14 protein-coding genes are annotated in these 17061 nt (G+C 65.0%); 9 read left to right on the forward strand and 5 right to left on the reverse strand.

Annotated features, from left to right (window positions below; translation table 11 throughout):
- Nucleotides 1–5: 5 nt before the first annotated feature.
- The 9 genes from EDF56_RS16050 to EDF56_RS16090 all read left to right on the forward strand — a co-directional run bounded on the left by EDF56_RS16050 (nucleotide 6) and on the right by EDF56_RS16090 (nucleotide 10461).
- Nucleotides 6–1862, forward strand: coding sequence for a type I secretion system permease/ATPase (locus tag EDF56_RS16050; protein WP_132389178.1), 1857 nt, complete (start codon nucleotides 6–8; stop codon nucleotides 1860–1862).
- Nucleotides 1855–3231 carry an HlyD family type I secretion periplasmic adaptor subunit gene (locus EDF56_RS16055; RefSeq protein WP_132389180.1) on the forward strand — a complete coding sequence of 459 codons (1377 nt, stop codon included), beginning with the start codon at nucleotides 1855–1857 and terminating at the stop codon, nucleotides 3229–3231. The genes EDF56_RS16050 and EDF56_RS16055 overlap by 8 nt, the downstream gene beginning before the upstream one ends.
- A gap of 41 nt (nucleotides 3232–3272) precedes the next feature.
- Complete coding sequence (locus tag EDF56_RS16060; protein ID WP_132389182.1) at nucleotides 3273–4766, forward strand: MBOAT family protein; 1494 nt, start codon at nucleotides 3273–3275, stop codon at nucleotides 4764–4766.
- A 19-nt stretch (nucleotides 4767–4785) separates the two neighbouring features.
- Nucleotides 4786–5970 (forward strand): hypothetical protein, encoded by a 1185-nt coding sequence (locus EDF56_RS16065; RefSeq protein WP_132389184.1) that lies wholly within the window; start codon nucleotides 4786–4788, stop codon nucleotides 5968–5970.
- Nucleotides 5971–6140: 170 nt separating this feature from the next.
- On the forward strand, nucleotides 6141–6782 hold the full coding sequence (locus EDF56_RS16070) for a polysaccharide biosynthesis/export family protein (protein ID WP_165912215.1): 642 nt from the start codon (nucleotides 6141–6143) through the stop codon (nucleotides 6780–6782).
- A 3-nt stretch (nucleotides 6783–6785) separates the two neighbouring features.
- Nucleotides 6786–7784 (forward strand): glycosyltransferase family 2 protein, encoded by a 999-nt coding sequence (locus tag EDF56_RS16075; RefSeq protein ID WP_132389188.1) that lies wholly within the window; start codon nucleotides 6786–6788, stop codon nucleotides 7782–7784.
- Nucleotides 7781–9205 carry an oligosaccharide flippase family protein gene (locus tag EDF56_RS16080; RefSeq protein ID WP_165912216.1) on the forward strand — a complete coding sequence of 475 codons (1425 nt, stop codon included), beginning with the start codon at nucleotides 7781–7783 and terminating at the stop codon, nucleotides 9203–9205. The genes EDF56_RS16075 and EDF56_RS16080 overlap by 4 nt, the downstream gene beginning before the upstream one ends.
- 395 nt (nucleotides 9206–9600) lie before the next feature.
- Entirely contained in the window at nucleotides 9601–10083 is a 483-nt protein-coding gene (locus EDF56_RS16085) for a PilZ domain-containing protein (protein ID WP_132389192.1), read from the forward strand.
- A 99-nt stretch (nucleotides 10084–10182) separates the two neighbouring features.
- Nucleotides 10183–10461 (forward strand): hypothetical protein, encoded by a 279-nt coding sequence (locus EDF56_RS16090; protein ID WP_132389194.1) that lies wholly within the window; start codon nucleotides 10183–10185, stop codon nucleotides 10459–10461.
- Between the two features lie 68 nt (nucleotides 10462–10529).
- Here EDF56_RS16090 and EDF56_RS26630 read toward each other — a convergent pair whose 3' ends face one another.
- The 5 genes from EDF56_RS26630 to EDF56_RS16115 all read right to left on the reverse strand — a co-directional run bounded on the left by EDF56_RS26630 (nucleotide 10530) and on the right by EDF56_RS16115 (nucleotide 17019).
- Nucleotides 10530–11027, reverse strand: coding sequence for a hypothetical protein (locus tag EDF56_RS26630; RefSeq protein ID WP_132389196.1), 498 nt, complete (start codon nucleotides 11025–11027; stop codon nucleotides 10530–10532).
- 262 nt (nucleotides 11028–11289) lie between these two features.
- Nucleotides 11290–11577 carry a hypothetical protein gene (locus EDF56_RS16100; protein ID WP_132389198.1) on the reverse strand — a complete coding sequence of 96 codons (288 nt, stop codon included), beginning with the start codon at nucleotides 11575–11577 and terminating at the stop codon, nucleotides 11290–11292.
- A gap of 167 nt (nucleotides 11578–11744) precedes the next feature.
- The gene (locus EDF56_RS16105; RefSeq protein WP_132389200.1) at nucleotides 11745–12698 is read right to left on the reverse strand and encodes a glycoside hydrolase family 16 protein; all 954 of its coding nucleotides are present in this window, start codon (nucleotides 12696–12698) and stop codon (nucleotides 11745–11747) included.
- 56 nt (nucleotides 12699–12754) lie between these two features.
- Nucleotides 12755–14038: a glycosyltransferase family 2 protein gene (locus EDF56_RS16110; protein WP_132389202.1), complete on the reverse strand. Its 1284-nt coding sequence runs from the start codon at nucleotides 14036–14038 to the stop codon at nucleotides 12755–12757.
- 92 nt (nucleotides 14039–14130) lie between these two features.
- The gene (locus tag EDF56_RS16115) at nucleotides 14131–17019 is read right to left on the reverse strand and encodes a family 16 glycosylhydrolase (protein ID WP_132389204.1); all 2889 of its coding nucleotides are present in this window, start codon (nucleotides 17017–17019) and stop codon (nucleotides 14131–14133) included.
- Nucleotides 17020–17061: the final 42 nt, after the last annotated feature.

The raw sequence follows: 17061 nt of genomic DNA on the forward strand, positions 1-17061 counted from the left end.
TTGTCATGAGCGTCTTTCCCGACAGCGCGGCGGCAAGGCCGATCCGGCAGGCCATCGGCCGGTGCCGGCGGCACTTCCTCAATGCCGGCCTGTTCAGCGCCTTTCTCAACGTCCTCTACCTCGCGCCATCGGTCTACATGTTGCAGGTCTACGACCGGGTGGTGCCGACGCGCGGCGTTCCCACGCTGATTGGGCTGACGCTGATCTTCATCGTCGCCATCCTGTCGGTGGGACTGCTCGATCTCGTGCGCAACCGGCTGCTGCTGCGCGCGGGCGCGAGGCTGGACCAGTTGCTGGCGGGCCCGATCATGGAAGCCCTGCTGGAAATGTCCGCCACGCGCGTTGGGCAGGTCAATGCGGCAACCCTGCGCGAGTTCGACCTGCTGCGCCAGACGATCACCGGGGTGGGCGTGCTGGCGCTGTTCGATGCGCCCTGGGCGCCGATCTACATCTTCGTCTGCTTCCTCATTCATCCCGCAATCGGCGCGCTCTGTATCGGCGGCGCGGTTGTTCTTTCGCTGCTGAGCTGGCTTAGCGAGCGGAGCAGCAGCCGGGCCATGAAGGAAGCGATCCGGCGGGAACAGTACGCCTATTCCAGTCTCGAACTCTCGCTTGGCGCGGCCGGCGTGATCGGGGCGCTGGGCATGCGCGAGGCGATGGTGCGCCGCCATTTGCGCGAGCGGCTGGATGCCACCGGCATGGTCAACCGCGCCGGGCTCAAGGCCACGCGCTACAATTCGGCGATCAAGGCCGCGCGTCTCTTGCTGCAATCGCTGGCGCTCGGGCTGGGCGCGTTGCTGGCCATCGAACAGCAGATTTCGGGCGGCGCGATCTTCGCGTCCTCGCTGCTGATCGCGCGGGCGCTCCAGCCGATCGAGCTGATCAATGGAGCGTGGAAGAACCTGCTTCAGGCGGGAGCGGCATATGCCCATATCGTCGAGCTGTTCAGCCTGCGCGGCGAAAGCCCGGCGGTCACGGCGCTGCCGTCTCCGCGCGGGGCGATCGCGGTAGAGAATCTCGGCGTGGCGGCGCCGAGCCGGGATCGCCTGCTGGTCGGCGGCGTCGGTTTCGCGCTGGAGCCGGGGGAGCTGCTGGGCGTCATCGGCCCCAGCGGCGCGGGCAAGTCCACGCTTGCGAAGGCATTGGTGGGCATTCTCGAACCCGCGCAGGGCACGGTGCGGCTGGACGGATCGGACCTCCGGAACTGGCCGCCGCAGCAACTGGGGCAGGCGATTGGCTATGTCCCGCAGGAACCTGTGCTGTTTCGCGGAACGATCAAAGAAAACATCGCCCGGTTCGAGACGGAGAACGCGGCCGAAGGCACGCTGGACGAAAAGGTTGTGCAGGCCGCGCAGCTATGCGGTGCGCACGACTTCATCGTCCGGCTGCCGCAGGGGTACGACACCGAACTGGGCTGGGCCGGGGGCGGACTGTCGATGGGGCAGGCGCAGCGCATCGCGCTGGCGCGGGCACTCTACGGCGATCCGGTCGTGGTGGTGCTGGACGAGCCCAATGCCTCGCTGGATGCCGAAGGGGAGATGCGTCTCGGCGCGGCACTGGACAGCCTGAGGCGCAAGGGCGTGACGCTGGTCGTGATCGCTCACCGCGCCGGGATCCTGCAAACGGCAGACAAGCTACTGGTGCTGCGCGGCGGGCGGGTCGAGATGTTCGGCGAGCGCAGCGAGGTGGTGGCGCGGCTCAATGCGCCGAAGATGCCCACCGGTGATGGCGATAATGCTCCGCCGCCCCCTGCGGACACAACGCGGCCGATCGCTGCGCCGCCCGCTCCGGCATCTGCCGACGAGAGCACCGAAGCCGGCCAGACCCGGACGGTCGAGCCGGAGGGCATTGGACATGGCTAGTCAGATCGCGACCGCCGATGGGGTTCCGGCGCGCTGGATCCCGGGGCCTTTTGACGAAGCGCTCGAAGACAGCGAAAAGGGCGATAGCCGTCTCGGCTGGATCGTGGTCCTGCTGTTCTTCGGCGTCTTTCTGGGGTTCTCCACCGTGATCCGGCTCGATGCCGCCGCTTATGCCGAGGCCACGGTAAGCGTGGCGGGAAGCCGGCAGGCCGTGCAGCACAGGGACGGAGGTGTCGTGGCCGCGCTCCATGTCCATGAGGGGCAGCACGTGAAGGCGGGTGATGTCCTGATCGAACTCGCTGGGGGCGAGGTCTACGCCAACGAGCGTGCGGCGGCGGCGCAAGTCATCAACCTCCAAGCCGAGCGCGCGCGCCTTCTGGCCCAGCGTGCCGGAGCGGGCACAGTGGTCGAGCCCATCGAATTCCGCGCTCTATCGGATGATGACAGGGTGCTGGCGGACGAGGCCATGCGGTTGCAGGCCGGTCTGCTGGGCAGTCAGCGCAGCTCCGTGGTCGCGCAGAAGGATGTGCTGGGCCAGCAGGCGGCGCAATTGCGCGAACGGATTTCCGGCATCGGCAATCAATTGGCCGAGAACCAGAAGCAGCGCGTGCTGTTCGACGAGCAGCTGGAGGGCATGAATCTCTTGGTCGAGAAGGGCTACGCCAGCATCAACCGGGTCCGCGAACTGGAACGCGCCCGCGCCAATGTCGCCAGCGACAGGGCCAGCCTTTCCTCGTCCGGCGCGGCGGCGCGCGAGCAAATTGGCGAACTGCACATGCAGGCGCTCTCCATTGATGCCAAAACATTGCAGGACGTCTCGCAGTCACTGCGCGAGAACGAGCAGCAACTGGGCGAGGCCCTGCCCAAGTGGCAGGCGCTCCGCCGCCAGCGCGATCAGATGCTGATCCGTGCCCCGGCGACCGGGCAAGTGGTGGGGCTCAAGGTCTTCACTGTCGGCGGGGTGATCGCCGCCGGGCAGAGCCTGATGGAAGTGGTGCCCGATGCGGCGCCGCTGGTGATCGAGGCGCGGTTCAGCCCCAACGATGCCGACGATGTCCATGTCGGCCAGAAGGCCGAGATCCGCTTCATCACCATGCACGAGCGCGACTTGCCCGTGTTCGAGGGCACGATCACGCGCTTCTCGGCGGACAGCTTCACCGATGAGCATACCGGTGCCCGCTACTACACCGGCGAAGTCACCGTGCCGGTAGACGCCCTGCGCGTGCTGCGCGAGGTCAAGGGCAGGCAGGACGGCATCAAGCCGGGTCTGCCCGTGCAAGTGCTGGTGCCGCTGAAGAAGCGCACTCTGCTGCAATACCTCGTCGAACCTCTCAACCAGGTGCTGTGGCGCAGCGGGCGCGAGCATTGAGCGGCGACAGCCCGTCCCATCCCTAGGAGTGACTAAGCGCGATGCTGTTCGGATCGCTCGTCTTCATATTCGCGTTCCTGCCCGTGGCGCTCGCCGGTTACCATGGCCTGCGTCTGTCGGGGCGTCAGGCTGCCGCCAAGGGCTGGATGGTCGCCTGTTCGCTGGTCTTCTATGGCTGGTGGGACTGGCGTTACCTATTGCTGGTCGGGACTTCCATCGCTGCCAACTTCCAGTGGAGCCGGCTGATGGAGCGCCGCCCGCAGGCGCGCTGGATGCTCGGCGCAGGCGTTGCCGGAAACCTGCTGCTGCTGGGCTATTACAAGTACGCCAACTTCTTCGTGCACAGCGTCGATACGCTGACCGGGCTGGACTGGCAGGTGGGGCGGATCGTGCTGCCGCTGGCGATCAGCTTCTACACGTTCCAGCAGATCGCCTATCTCGTCGAAAGCCGGCGGGACGGCAAAGCGGCGGAAAGCTTCGTCGATTACGCGCTGTTCGTCCTGTTCTTTCCGCACCTTATCGCGGGGCCCATCACCCACCACAAGGAGATGCTGCCCCAGTTCGCGGCGGCAGGGAGTGGACGGTTGCCCGCATCCTACGTGCGCATCGGAACCGCGATCTTCGTCCTTGGCCTCGCCAAAAAAGTGCTGCTGGCAGACGGTTTCGCGCTGCTGGCCGATCCCGCCTTCAATGCCGTGCGCGATGGTGCTGTCCTCGGCATGGCCGATGCCTGGTTGGGCGCGCTGGCCTACACGCTTCAGCTCTATTTCGACTTCTCCGGCTATTCGGACATGGCGATCGGGCTGGGCCTGATGTTCGGGATCCTGCTGCCGGTCAATTTCGCCTCGCCCTACAAGTCCACCAGCGTGGTCGAGTTCTGGCGGCGCTGGCACATCTCGCTCTCGCGGTTCCTGCGCAATTATCTCTACATCTCGCTCGGCGGCAACCGGCACGGCACGGTGCGGCGCTACGCCAATCTGATGGTAACGATGGCGCTTGGCGGGCTCTGGCACGGAGCGAACTGGACTTTCGTGCTCTGGGGCACGCTGCACGGCCTCTATCTGGTCGTCAATCACGCGTGGAATGCTCTCGGTCCCCGGAAACCGGCCGGTCCAGCGGAGCGTGGGGCAGGCTGGTTGCTGACAATGCTGGCGGTGATCGTCGCCTGGGTGCTGTTCCGCGCGGAGAGCTTCACGAGTGCGGCCTCGATCCTGCTGAGCATGGCAGGCTGGCATGGCGGCGCATGGAACGGGCCGGGGACTGTCGAGGGCTTCCTCTTCGCAAGGCCGCTGGGATGGACGGCCGTCGTGGCCGGATGGATCGTCGTCACTCGGCTTCCCAGCGTGCTGGAACTGGCGCGCTATCCGCAGTCCACGCCGGGCCTGCCGATCGAGCATGACGGCATTGTCCCAATCCGCCGCTCGGCCCGCCCGCGAGCGGCGGCAACTGCGGCCGCAGCGGCTCTCGGCGTCGTCGCAGCACTCGCCTTCGCGCGGCTGCCCGATCCGGGCGTGTTCCTCTATTTCAACTTCTAGCCTGCGGAGCCTTGGCGAGATGACCGGATCCGACGCAACCGGCGCAGCCGCGCCCCAGGCGCCGCGCGGCCCATCGACGGGCATGCTGTTTTCCATCGGCGTGGCCACGTTCGTTGCCACGTTGGCGCTGCTCGTGGCCTTGCCCCACCAGACCTATATCCGCTGGCAGTCCATGCAGACCGAGGCTTACGCGCGGCTGGGCTGGACATACGAGCGCATTCACGACGATCCGGCGCCGATCGACATCGCCCTGATCGGCACTTCGCACACCATGAACGGGATAGACGGGCTGGCGGTAGCGCAGACCATGGCCGCGATGGGTGTGCGCGGCGCGGGCGGCCGCTGCCTGACGGTGACCAACCTCGCGATCCCGTCCTATGGCCGCAATCTCCATTATCTCCTGACCCGCGAACTGCTCTCCGCCCGCAAGCCGCGCGCGATTGTATTGGAGGTGCTGGAGAACGAGACGCGCAAGGCGCACCCGGTCTACTCGCACGTGGCGAGCGTAGCGGACCTGATCGACGCGCCGCGCATCGGTAATGTGAACTACTTCGCGGACCTCGTGCGATTGCCGTACCGGCAGCTGGTGCTGGCGGCGGAGAGCGTCTCGCCCGAGGCGTTCGGGCTGAAGGCACGGTTCGATTTCGCCAACTACGATGGCTCGACCGTCGACAATACCCGCGTCGTCAACGTCAACGGCAAGGCCCTTACGCCAAGCCTCGGCACGGTGATGGACCCGCGGGCGCTGGAGCGCGATGCCGCCGCCCTGCGTGAGGACAAGCGCCTCAATTACCTGCCGAAAGCCATGGCGGGCTACGAATACGCCATGCCCCGCCGCTATGTTGGCGCCATTCTGGACCTTGCCGACCGGCAGGGCGTGCCGGTCTACCTGCTGTACCTGCCCGGATACGGCAAGCCCGATCGACCCTATGACATGAGCTATTACGGCGGGCGGACGATGCTCTCGCTCAACGACCTGCTTGCCCATCGCGAGTACTGGCACGATGTCCATCACCTCAATTCGCAAGGCGCGGCGGCGGTTTCCCGGCGGCTTGGGGAACTGCTGTCGCGGCGACTGACCGGAGCGTCCACTGTCGCCACGGGCGGTATGCCCATCGAGGGCTGCAATTTCGGCATCGCGCAAAGACCGCTCACCGTTACCTTCGCGAAGCGGGGGATCGTCACGTCGGCCTCGGCGGATTGAGCGCGGTGGAGGCGCCCGGAAGATAGCTCCGAAACGGGGGGATGCCGCGACGCGGGGCGAATACGTGCTAGCCTCCGATCTTCTCAGCCCGTCCGGCTGCTGATGCATATCCTTGCGAAAACGCGCCGTTAACGGGCGCAAAGGATCGAACGATGATTGCGAATTGCCGAATGTCGATCAGGCTGGCGACCCGTGTGGCACTGGCACTCGCGGCCACGTTTGCGGCGGCGGGGCCGGGCAGTGCATGGGCCCTGCCGGGGCAAGCGGGATCGGCTGCGGGCCTGAGCACCGTCCCGCTCGACAGTGCATCGCCGAACGGCGCCGCGATGGCCGTCGCCGCGCGCGACGATCGCTACAAACTGGGCGCCGGAGACAAAGTGCGGATCACCGTCTTCGGAGAAGCCGCGATGACGGGAGACTATGCCGTCGCGCCCAACGGAGAAATCTCGTTCCCCCTGATCGGCGGGGTGGAGGCGAAAGGGCATACGCTGGACGAAGTGGCGCAGGCCATCCGGGGGCGTTTGCTCAAGGGCTACCTGAACGATCCGCGCGTCGCGATCGACCTGCTGGAATACCGCACGTTCTTCATCCTGGGCGAGGTCAACCGGCCCGGCGCCTACCCGTTCACGGCCGGGCTGACGCTGGGGCAGGCGGTCGCCACGGCGGGCGGCTACACCTACCGGGCGCGCAAGTCGAAAGTGAGGGTCCGCCACGATGGCGCACCGCAGGACGAGATGGTGGACATCAAGGACATTGGCGGGCTGGCGATCGAACCCGGAGACACTGTCACCGTGCCCGAAAGGTTCTTCTGAGCCATGGTTGCCGCGCCGGGGGCCATCGACGTCATCGTCGCATGCCACAATGCGTCCACCACGATCATCCGTGCCCTCGATTCCGCGCTCGCCGCTCCGCAAGTGCGCTGCGTGATCGTGGCGGACGATGCCTCTCAGGACGGCACGCCCGATCTTGTCGAAAGCCGTTACCCAAGCAGGGTCACGGTGCTGCGCGCGGCCTGCAACGCCGGACCGGCGGCAGCCCGCAATCGCGCGATAGAGCATGTGCAGGCACCGTGGTTCGCGATCCTCGACAGTGACGATTTCTTCCTGCCGGGGCGGTTCGACGCCATGCCCCCGGCTGGCGACTTCGACATCTGGGCCGACAACATCCTCTTCACCAATACGCCCGATCGGGCGGCGCGCTTCGCGGTGCCGGCGGTGGAGAGCGACGGCGCCGAGCCCATCGATATCGAGCGCTTCCTGCTCGGCAATCTCTCCAATTTCCGGCGGCGACGGCATCAACTGGGCTTCTGCAAGCCGGTCTTCGATACGGCGTTCTTCCGCGCCTGCGGAGCACGCTATGACGAGGGGCTTCGGCTGGGCGAGGATTTCGTGCTGGTGCTGGGCCTGTTGCTCGCGGGCGCGCGGTTTCGGTTTACCCGCCGATGCGGCTACGTCGCGGTCGAACGGTCGGACTCGCTGAGCGCGCGTCATGGACTGGCCGAGCTTGCGGAACTTCTGGAGGCCGAAGAGCAATTGTTCCGGCAGTGCCCGTTGGACGGTGGCGCAAGGCGCGCCTTTGCCAAGCGGATCCGCGAAACGCGCTGCAAGGTCAATCATATGCAAACGCTCGCCCGGCGCCGTCAGGAGGGCGTGGCGCTCGCGCTGGCCGAGGCGCTGTTTCTTTCTCCGCGCGACCAGTTCGATATGGTCGGGGCCATCGCCATGGACAAGCTTCACGCGGTTCTGGCGCATCTCTCGCCGCCGACCGGCAGCTTTGGATACTATCTGCAGCCCCAGATCGGTTCCGGCGCATGAAGGAGCGGCACTTGCTGGGCGGAGCGGCGGCGATGTCGCTGGCCGGCATTGTCCGCGTGGCCTTGCAGACATTGGTGCTGCCCATTCTCGCGCGCATTCTGGGGCCGCACGATTATGGCCTTGTTGCACTGGCCATGCCCATTGTGATCCTCTCGATGATCCTCTGCGACGGCGGCCTTCCGGCGCCGCTCATCCGCCGGACCGAGGACGACGAACGTGTCTGGTCGACCGCACATTGGTCGATCTGCGCCAGCGGCGTGGTTCTGGCGCTGCTGGTGGTGCTGGCCGCCTATCCGCTGGCGTGGATCTGCCGGGAGCCGCAACTGGCGCCGGTGGTGACGGCGCTGGCCTGCACGCTGGCGATGCAGGGCCTCGGCGCGGTTCCGGCGGCGCGGCTCCAGAAGGCGCAGGATTTCCTCAGCCTCAGCCTTGTTGAGATCGGTGCGACGCTGGGCGGCATGGCAGCCTTGTTGGTCATGGCCCTGCGCGGGGCAGGGGCATGGTCGCTGGTGGCGCAACAGCTTGCCTATTGGGTGCTGCGGATCGCCGGAGTCACCCTGCGGTCCCGCTGGCGTCCGCAGTGGTGCTACGATTTTCAGCTCATTGCGCAGGATCTGGTCTTCGGCTGGTCGGTGCTGAAAGTGAACCTCATCAATTTTGCGACGCGTTCGCTTGACGTGTTCCTGCTGGGCCTGTTCCGGGGCAGCGCCGAAGTCGGGCTCTATGCGATGGCGCTTCAGGTTGCCCGCCTGCCCGCCAATGTGATCCTGGGCCCGTTCCACGGGGTGTTCCTCTCCCATCTGGTGCGGATCAAGGACAGCCCGGAGCGGATCGGCGCGATGCTGGCCAGAGTTTCCGCCGTGATGGCCTCCGTGATTTTTCCGGCAACCGCCTGCGCCGCCATGATCGCGCCTGAGATCTTCACGGTCATGCTTTCGCAGAAATGGCGGCCTGCCGGATATATCTATGCCGCTCTGGTGCCCGGTGCCGCGATACAGGCGGTGGTGTTCCTGATGATGCCCTGCCTTGTCGCGCTGGGCCGACCGGATCGGCAACTGCGCCTGATCGTAGGTCTGACGCTGACCTGGACAGCGTTCGCAGCCGGAGGCGCGGCGTTCGGCGCGCTGGGCATCGCAGCCGGCATCGGCCTTGCCTATCTGGCCTGCGGGCCGGTGATGATCCTTTCGGTGCGGGACGTGCTTCCCTTGCCGCTGCGGCAATATGGCACCGCGTGGGTTCTGGCGATTTTTTCGGCCGCAATGGCGATGGCGGCACTCGCGGTTTTCGAGCACCTGTTTGCGCGAACGGGCATCGCGGTGGTCGTCGCCGGGGCCATTTGCGCCGCCGGGGGCGTGCTTGCCGCGCTGGCGCTCAACAGGTCCGTCTTCCTTGTGCCCACCGTGCGAGTGCAGATCGCGTAAGCCCACCGTCCAGGACTGGCCGAGAAATACATCCATACCGGACCGTGTTATTGCCCGAAGGGGCCTATTGTTGCCGTCTGTTCTTTATGCGACAACGGCATTCGGCGGCTGGGTCATCCTATCCTCGACGTTTCGGATTGTTCGAGGTTCGGCCCCGGCGGTCTCGAATGTGGTAACAGGGTTCCCGCTAAGGCATTTATATTCATGGAATTTGTCGGGATTGCGGCACGATCCGCAGGGGCATTGGGCCCGATGAAGAGGTGCCGCACCCGACCGCCGTGGGGCGGGCCTCTGGCAGGATACTATCCTTTAGTACAATTCTCTCCAATCGCGAGGGAAGTCTAACAACTTTTATACTTTGGCTGGCTTAAGCGTGACTCGACTGGAGAACAGCCATGCTCAATGCGACTATCAAAGTTTATCACGATCCGGGTGAAGGCGAGCGCCGCGATCCTTGTGATACGCGGATTGCCGTGGATCAGATCAGCACGCTGCGCGCGGAGGACGGCGCGCCGATCGCCGTCAAGGTCGAGAATTTCTCGTCACGGGGCTTCCGTTTCAATTCGCCGGATTGCGAACTGGAGGTAGGTACCGTGGTCTGTGTGGGGCTGGACGGTGCCGGTTCGCAAAAGGCGGCCGTGGTCTGGCGCAGCGGGCCCATTTATGGATGCGAATTCCTGACTCCGCTGACGCGCGACCGCATGGCCAAGGCCTTTACGCAGGCTAAAATCACGCGCGGAAAGTTCGCCGGGCCGGCACCGGATCCGGACCTTGCCAAATGGCCCGGTTCGGTTCGTGTTGCACTGCTGCTTTCCGGCGCCATCGCGTCCTGGGCGCTGGTCTACATGCTGGCAAAGCTGCTGCTCCAGTCGGCGTGAACCTCTGTCCCTGCAAAGGGATTGCACCGCTTTGGATCGCACCGATTGCCTGACGCGGCGTGAAGAGCCATCCTCCCTCAACGCAATGAGGAGGGGACCATGGCAGAGCATGCGGGGCGCACCGGCAAACAGCGCAGGTCGCGCGAAGCGCGCAGATTGGGCGGGATTTTCATCCTCTCCGGATTGGCGATGCTTGTTCTGGGGGGATTGTTCGTCGGCTGGGCTTTCGCCGACGACGTGGGGCCTACGGACTGGATACTGATGCACCGTGCCAAGCTGGACGTCGTGTTCGGCGTGGGGCTGGGCGGCATCGGAGCGGTATTCCTCTGCTTCGGAGGCGTCGTTGGCCTGATTGCCGCGATGGATGATCGCCGCTGAGCCATCCGGACCGAGGAAAGGGGAGAGCATCACCGCCGTGCGCTCTCCCCGATATGGATGCAGCAGGCTCAAATGCTTGCGGGCACCGAGCTGTAGAAGTGGTAATCGTCCGTCGTCAGCGCGGCGCCGTTTACCGAAGTGACGTAGAGCGTTTCGGAGTGGCCCGTCGCGGTATCGTTCAGGATATACTTGTAGATCACAGCGCCGCCCGCGAGTGACTGCGTGCCCGCCACGGTGAGGGACGATCCCACGCCGAACCCGTAGAACACCAGATTGTCGCCGTGGATGTTGCCCGCACCCTCGAAGTCATAGACCCGGTCGACAGTCGTTCCATCGGTGCCGAGGTCGGCGGAATGCCAGAGGAAGGTGTCGTCGCCGGCACCGCCCCACATGAAATCGTCACCCTTGCCGCCGGTCAGCACATCATTGCCGGAACTGCCGTTCAGATTGTCCCTGCCGGCACCGGCATCGAGCTGCGTGCCCCCGGTCAATGCGACAAGCACGTCGTTTCCGGTGGTGCCCGGGGTGTAGAACGCGCTGCCATCGCTGTAGATATTGTCTGCCATTGAAAGCTCCCTCTGAAAGTAATCGTTCAGACCCCCCGTTCAGGTCGCTCGCGATCATGGTTTGGTAATTTCCTAATATCCATTTACTATGGATGTTAAATTAGGATTTTATGAGAATTATTATTGGCGAGAATGCGTATTGAGCGCGCAAGATACGCGCGATAATTGGTTGAATAATGATCGAGGCGATGGTCATTATCTGTTCTTGTGACGTGACCCGATCAATCTCTATTCATGCGGATGCGGGGTCGCATCTGCATTTTCACGCTGCGGGCCTGTTCCAGTAGCGCTGGTCTTCCGGGCGTGCCCCCGCATCCCGGTCGCATTGCTTCCGCCGTTCTGACAGACTGCCCGGCGTGGCGGCCAGCTGGGGGAACTGGTGGGCGGACATCGAAACATTGTCGGCGTCCGCCGTGTGCGCGACTGCGGCGAGCATGCTGTGCGCATCCCGACGCCCAAGCACGCCCATTTCCGGCGCAAGCACGCCTATTTCTGGCGCAAGCGCTGTGAATTCGCCGGATCGCAGGTTCGTCCCCAGATCGCCCATCACTCAAGAGCCCTCACAGAGCAAGGCCGGCGCGTCGCGGTAAACCGTGACGGTTAACGCCTTGGTCGAGACATGCGGATAGTCCTCGCGGTGCGCGCGGAAAAGTATAACCCCGTCCGATGTCGAGCAGGTTTGCGGCGGCGTGGCGAAGCGGTCCACGCCCTTGCGGTTTAGGGCGGAGAAGAGGCATCCCGCAGCGCGTAGGCGCGGATGTAGTCGATGGTCATGCTTCCGCGCGCAGGTTGTTTCGGGTCGGGATCGTGCGCCCACGGGCCGCCCACGGCCAGGTTCACCACGAGATACATCGGGCGGTGCATGTCGGCCGGAGTCGGTACGCGGGCGATCTCCTTGCCGTCGATGGAGTAGGTAAGCTGGTGCGGGTCCCACAGCAGGCCGTACGTATGGAATGCGCTGGCGGCGGTCGGCACCGTGGCGACGGCGTGGGTATAGGCGAAGGGTTTTCCGGCCTCGGCGGGTTTCGAGACAGTGCTCATGTAGATTTTCGCGGGCTCCCGGCCGAGCTGTTCAAACAGGTCGATTTCCGGCGGCCATGATCCGTCGGCGGGCAGCAGCCAGAAGGCGGGCCAGAGCGACGGCGTTGCGGTAAGCCGCGCGCGGATCTCGAAATAGCCATAGCGCTGCGCAAAGGCGTGCTTGGTGGAGAGCAGGCCCGAGGCATAACGATAGCCCCACATCCGGCTCGAGAGTGCCTCCGAAACGGGTGCAGCCGTGATCGTCAACGTCCCGTCGGCCACGGTGAACGGATTGAGTCCGAGCGGGGTAGGACTTGTGCCTCGAAAGTCGCGGTCTACGTAGATCTGCCTCTCGCCATTGGTGGTCAGGGTGTAGGCGGCGATGCCCGCATAGTCGAAGCTGGTACGCCAGGGGCCGCCTTGTGCTTGCAGGCGTAGCTGGTTGAAATCTTCTGCGAAGGTGGGGTGTTGGCGGTCGAACGGCCCCGGGGTCGCGATCTCGGGCGCGGGGGCGTGGTTATGGGCGAGGGTCGGCATGTCCGGCGCTACGGCCAGCAGTACGGCGAAGACGGACAGACCCAGCAGCAACCCGCTCCCGAGATGCAACAGTCGCGGATGGCGCGCGGCGGCAGCGAGTGCGCGTTGCGACAAGGGCGGGCGCGGCTGTGTCACTGGTGCCTGAACTTCGGAAACGGAGCGGAAGGCCGTCACACCGTCTCAGGCGTGAGCAACGGCGGCTGGGCCTGCATCGACGTTGGGCAGGGGGCTTGCTGTGCGATCAGGTCGATTCCGGCGTGAACAATGGCATATCCCGCGTCGTCGGCCGTGCCTGGCGGTGCCACGAATGTGGCCATCAGCGGCGGCAAACCATCGATCAGTGTGGCGCGGGCGTGGTCGTCGATCGGGAGGGGCCGCGTGACGATGCTCAATCCCGAAGCGGCGATTTCCGCAATCTGCGCCTCCAGCGCCGAACCCTGCTGCGGCGTGCCGATCACCAGTGCGACCGGTGGCGGCGTGGGACGCGAATGCCGCAAGGATCCGAGCCTGCGGCCTGTCCCCTCGAACGCCGACTTCGCCAAGAGGGACCACGCCCGCAGATCGGTGCCCAGCGCGGCGTGGGCAGCGCCGATGCCCTGCCTCTTCAGAGCCTCGATGGCGCGGGTGTGGCGCAGCACGGTGCGAATTCCGGCCTTCCGCCGCGCGACCGCCATGCGCACGTCGCGGGGGCTGCCAGCCGCGATCACGGATTCGGCTGCGGCCAGCATCGCTGTCAGATCGGCCTCGCTCTGGCGGTACGAGGTCGAATTTCGATGGCGGCGATAGAAGTACGTCGGGCGGGGCAGGTAGGAGAACCGCCCCCCGCGCGCGATCATGCGGGCGACGAGGTCGTAGTCCTCGGAAATGCGCAAGCGCGGATCGTACTCCAGGTTGTGATGGCGCAGGAAATCGAGGTCCAGCAAGGGCTTGAGGTAACCGACGCAGGCCGGGTCGCCGAACGCGCTGTTGCAGCGCACATATTCGGCAAGGCCGATCCGGCGCGGGCGGCGCCACGGTTCGCGCGCGGCGAAAAGCGCGGTTCGGCACCGGCCTTGTTCGATGGCGAAGGCGATCATGTTGGCCGCGATGATCTCGGCGCCAGTGGCGCGGGCCTCCGCCACCAGCCGCGCAACATGGTCGGGGTGGATCAGGTCGTCGCTGTCCAGAATTGCTGCCCAGCGCCCGCGCGCGGCGGCCAGACTCGTGTTGCGCACCGCTGCAAGGCCGCGACGGGGGCCATCGATCACGCGAATGCGCGGGTCCAGCGCGGCCTCTGCCATGGCGATCTGCCGGGTGCCGTCGGTCGAGCCATCGTCCACCACGAGGATTTCGATGTCCTCGAACGTCTGCGCGCGGGCAGAGCGCAGCGCTGCGCCGATGAACGGGGCAGTATTGCGCGCGACGATCAGCATCGAGACCTGCGGCGGGCGGTTGCGGGACGAAGTTGTTATCATGGGCGCGACCGGACCGGCTCCTGCTGCGGCGTTTCGCCAAACGGGTGCGGGGCCCCCGTCAGGGAGCCCCGCGTTGTCGTGTTTGCCTTGGATCAGCCGAAGAAGCCGAAGTCATCCGAAGAAAGCGCCAATCCGGACATGGAAGTTACATGCACGGTCTCGAAGTGCTGGGTGGCGGTATCGAAGAGCTTGTAGACGAACACGTTGTGGCCGCTGCCGTCGAGGTACGTGCCGTTCTTGTAGGTGCTGGTATCGAGCGAGAAGGTCGATCCCGCGCCGAAGCCTTCGAAGTGCAGCGTGTCGCCACCGGCCTGACCGGCGCCTTCGAAATCGTAGATCTTGTCGCTGCCCTTGTTGCCGGCGTCGATGTCCGAGGCGGCGATCAGGAAAGTGTCGTTGCCGGCATCGCCGCGCATGAAGTCGTTGCCCTTGCCGCCGATCAGCACGTCATCGCCCGCGCCGCCGCTGAGGCTGTCGTTGCCGTCGAGGCCGGAAAGCACATTGTTGCCGGTGCCGCCGGTAATGGTGTTGGCCAGTTCGTTGCCGGTGGCATTGATATTGGCCGTGCCTGCCAGCGAGAGGTTCTCGACATTGGCGGTCAGCGTGTAGTTGATGCTGGCGCAGACCGTGTCGGTGCCTTCGTTGAGCTGCTCGACCACCACGTCCCCGGCGCTGTCGACGCGGTAGTAATCGTTGCCGAGCCCGCCGACGAGCTTGTACTCGCCGCCCACGCCGCTGAGCGAGTCCGCCCCGTCGGTGCCGATATGGCTGAGCATCGTGGTCGGCGCGGCGGCCGCGGCGACCACCGGGCGGTCGGCGAAAGTGTAGTCGCCGGCAGCGAGCGGTGCGCCCGACATCGAGGCGATGTGCAGCGTTTCGAAGTGCTGCGTCGCCGCGTCATAGAGCTTGTAGACGAACACGTTATGGCCGCTGCCGTCGAGGTAGGTGCCGTTCTTGTAGGTGCTGGCATCCAGCGTCAGCGTCGATCCCGCGCCGAAGCCTTCGAAGCGCAGCATGTCGCCGCCTGCCACGCCGGCCCCTTCGAAATCGTAGACCCGGTCCACGCCCTTGTTGCCGGCGTCGACATCGTTGGCGTCGATCAGGAAAGTGTCGTTGCCGGCATCGCCGCGCATGAAGTCGTTGCCCTTGCCGCCGACCAGCACGTCGTCACCGGCGCCGCCGTTGAGGCTGTCATTGCCGTCGAGGCCGTAGAGCACGTTGTTGCCGGCGTTGCCGGTCAGGGTGTTGGCCAGTTCGTTGCCGGTGCCGTTGATATTGGTCGTGCCCGCCAGCGAGAGGTTCTCGACATTGGCGGTCAGCGTGTAGTTGATGCTGGCGCAGACCGTGTCGGTGCCTTCGTTGAGCTGCTCGACCACCACGTCTCCGGCGCTGTCGACGCGGTAGTAATCGTTGCCCAGCCCGCCGACGAGCTTGAATTCGCCGCCCACGCCGGTCAGCGAGTCCGCGCCGTCGGTGCCCATCTTCAGGGTGGCGGTGGGCGTTGCGGCCGACGTGTCGGTAACGGTGCCCGAGGTCGTGCCCGAGGTCGTACCGGCACCGGCGCTGACGATCGCACCGGCCGCCTGATCGAGCGAATAGGCATGGACATAGTCGATCGAATAAGTGCCGGTCATGCCCGCTGTCGGAGCGCCGGCCCAGCTGCCGCCCACTGCCAGGTTGAGCAGCATGTACATCGGCTTGTTCATGTCGGCGGGGGTGGCCTCCTGGCCCACTTCCACACCGTCGATATAGAACGTCAGGTGGTCCTTGTCCCACAGCACGCCGTACTTGTGGAAGTCGGTGGTGGCAGTGGGAACCTCAATGACGTCGTGCGTATAGGTCGTGCTGCCGGTGGCCTTGGAGACAGAGCTCATCCACAGCGACGTGGGGTCGCGGCCCAGCTGTTCGAACACGTCAAGCTCGGGCGGCCACGAACCGTCTTCGGGCAGCAGCCAGAACGCGGGCCACAGTCCTTGCCCGGCGGGGAGCTTGGCGTTTACTTCAAAATAACCATAAAGCTGCGAAAAACTGTCGTGCGTGGTCAGCAGTCCCGAAGACCAGTCGTAACCCCACATCGAATTGGACTGTGCATCGGTCACCGGCGCCGCCGTGATGTCGAGCACGCCGTTGTGCACATTGAAGGGATTGAGCCCGAGCGAAGTGCTGCTGGTGCCCTTGAAGTCCGGATCGACATAGAGCTGCTTTTCGCCGTTCGAGGTCAGCGTATACTTGGCCAGACCCGAATAGCTGAAGCTGGTGCTCCACAATCCACCGGCCGACTTCAGCGAAAGATTGTTGAACTCGTCGTCGAAGGTCATCTTCATCTTGCTGGTATCGATCTGCAACTGGAAGTCGTTGGCCGTGAAGTCGCTGACCGAGTGGTTGCGGAAGATCAGGCCTTCGCCGCTGGCCAGCGAGAGCTTCACGTCACTGCCGACCTGGGTGAGCAGGGACTTGACCTGCGAGAATGAGGTGAGGCCGAAACCGTCGAGACGCACGGTGTCCACGCCGTTCTGGAAATCGGTGATGACATCGGTGCCGCCGCCCTTGGCCATGACGAAAACGTCGTCGCCATCGCCGCCGACCAACACGTCATTGCCGCCCATGCCGTTCAGCGTCTGGTGCCCGGCCTGGCCGATCAGCACGTTGTCGAGCGAGTTGCCGATGCCGGTGGTGTTGGTGAGCGAGAGCGACAGGATCTCGACATTGTCGGGCAGCACGTAGCTCACCGTCGACCGGACCATGTCGGTGCCGCCATTCGCAAGTTCGGTCACGGTGCTGGTCTTGTTGTAGACCTGATAGGTGTCGTCGCCGAGCCCGCCGGCCATCGTGTCGCTGCCGTCGTTGCCGAAGAACCAGTCGTTCTTGATCGAACCGGTCAGAACGTCGGCGCCGGTGGTGCCATAGATCGAGGCGTTGCTGGCAGCCTGCGTGCCAATAGTCACTCCGAAGGCGTTCACATAAGAGGTCTGAATAGCCATGATAATTTCCCGATCGAAGAGCCAGTGGCTCGGTGTGATCTG

This window comes from Novosphingobium sp. PhB165 (assembly GCF_004341845.1).
In the GTDB taxonomy this organism is placed as follows: Bacteria; Pseudomonadota; Alphaproteobacteria; order Sphingomonadales; family Sphingomonadaceae; genus Novosphingobium.

Excerpts from the sequence above, each read along its gene's own strand:
- EDF56_RS16050 (WP_132389178.1), top strand. The coding sequence starts at position 6 with ATGAGCGTCTTTCCCGACAGCGCGGCGGCAAGGCCGATCCGGCAGGCC.
- EDF56_RS16055 (WP_132389180.1), top strand. The coding sequence starts at position 1,855 with ATGGCTAGTCAGATCGCGACCGCCGATGGGGTTCCGGCGCGCTGGATC.
- EDF56_RS16060 (WP_132389182.1), top strand. The coding sequence starts at position 3,273 with ATGCTGTTCGGATCGCTCGTCTTCATATTCGCGTTCCTGCCCGTGGCG.
- EDF56_RS16065 (WP_132389184.1), top strand. The coding sequence starts at position 4,786 with ATGACCGGATCCGACGCAACCGGCGCAGCCGCGCCCCAGGCGCCGCGC.
- EDF56_RS16070 (WP_165912215.1), top strand. The coding sequence starts at position 6,141 with ATGTCGATCAGGCTGGCGACCCGTGTGGCACTGGCACTCGCGGCCACG.
- EDF56_RS16075 (WP_132389188.1), top strand. The coding sequence starts at position 6,786 with ATGGTTGCCGCGCCGGGGGCCATCGACGTCATCGTCGCATGCCACAAT.
- EDF56_RS16080 (WP_165912216.1), top strand. The coding sequence starts at position 7,781 with ATGAAGGAGCGGCACTTGCTGGGCGGAGCGGCGGCGATGTCGCTGGCC.
- EDF56_RS16085 (WP_132389192.1), top strand. The coding sequence starts at position 9,601 with ATGCTCAATGCGACTATCAAAGTTTATCACGATCCGGGTGAAGGCGAG.
- EDF56_RS16090 (WP_132389194.1), top strand. The coding sequence starts at position 10,183 with ATGGCAGAGCATGCGGGGCGCACCGGCAAACAGCGCAGGTCGCGCGAA.
- EDF56_RS26630 (WP_132389196.1), bottom strand. The coding sequence starts at position 11,027 with ATGGCAGACAATATCTACAGCGATGGCAGCGCGTTCTACACCCCGGGC.
- EDF56_RS16110 (WP_132389202.1), bottom strand. The coding sequence starts at position 14,038 with ATGATAACAACTTCGTCCCGCAACCGCCCGCCGCAGGTCTCGATGCTG.
- EDF56_RS16115 (WP_132389204.1), bottom strand. The coding sequence starts at position 17,019 with ATGGCTATTCAGACCTCTTATGTGAACGCCTTCGGAGTGACTATTGGC.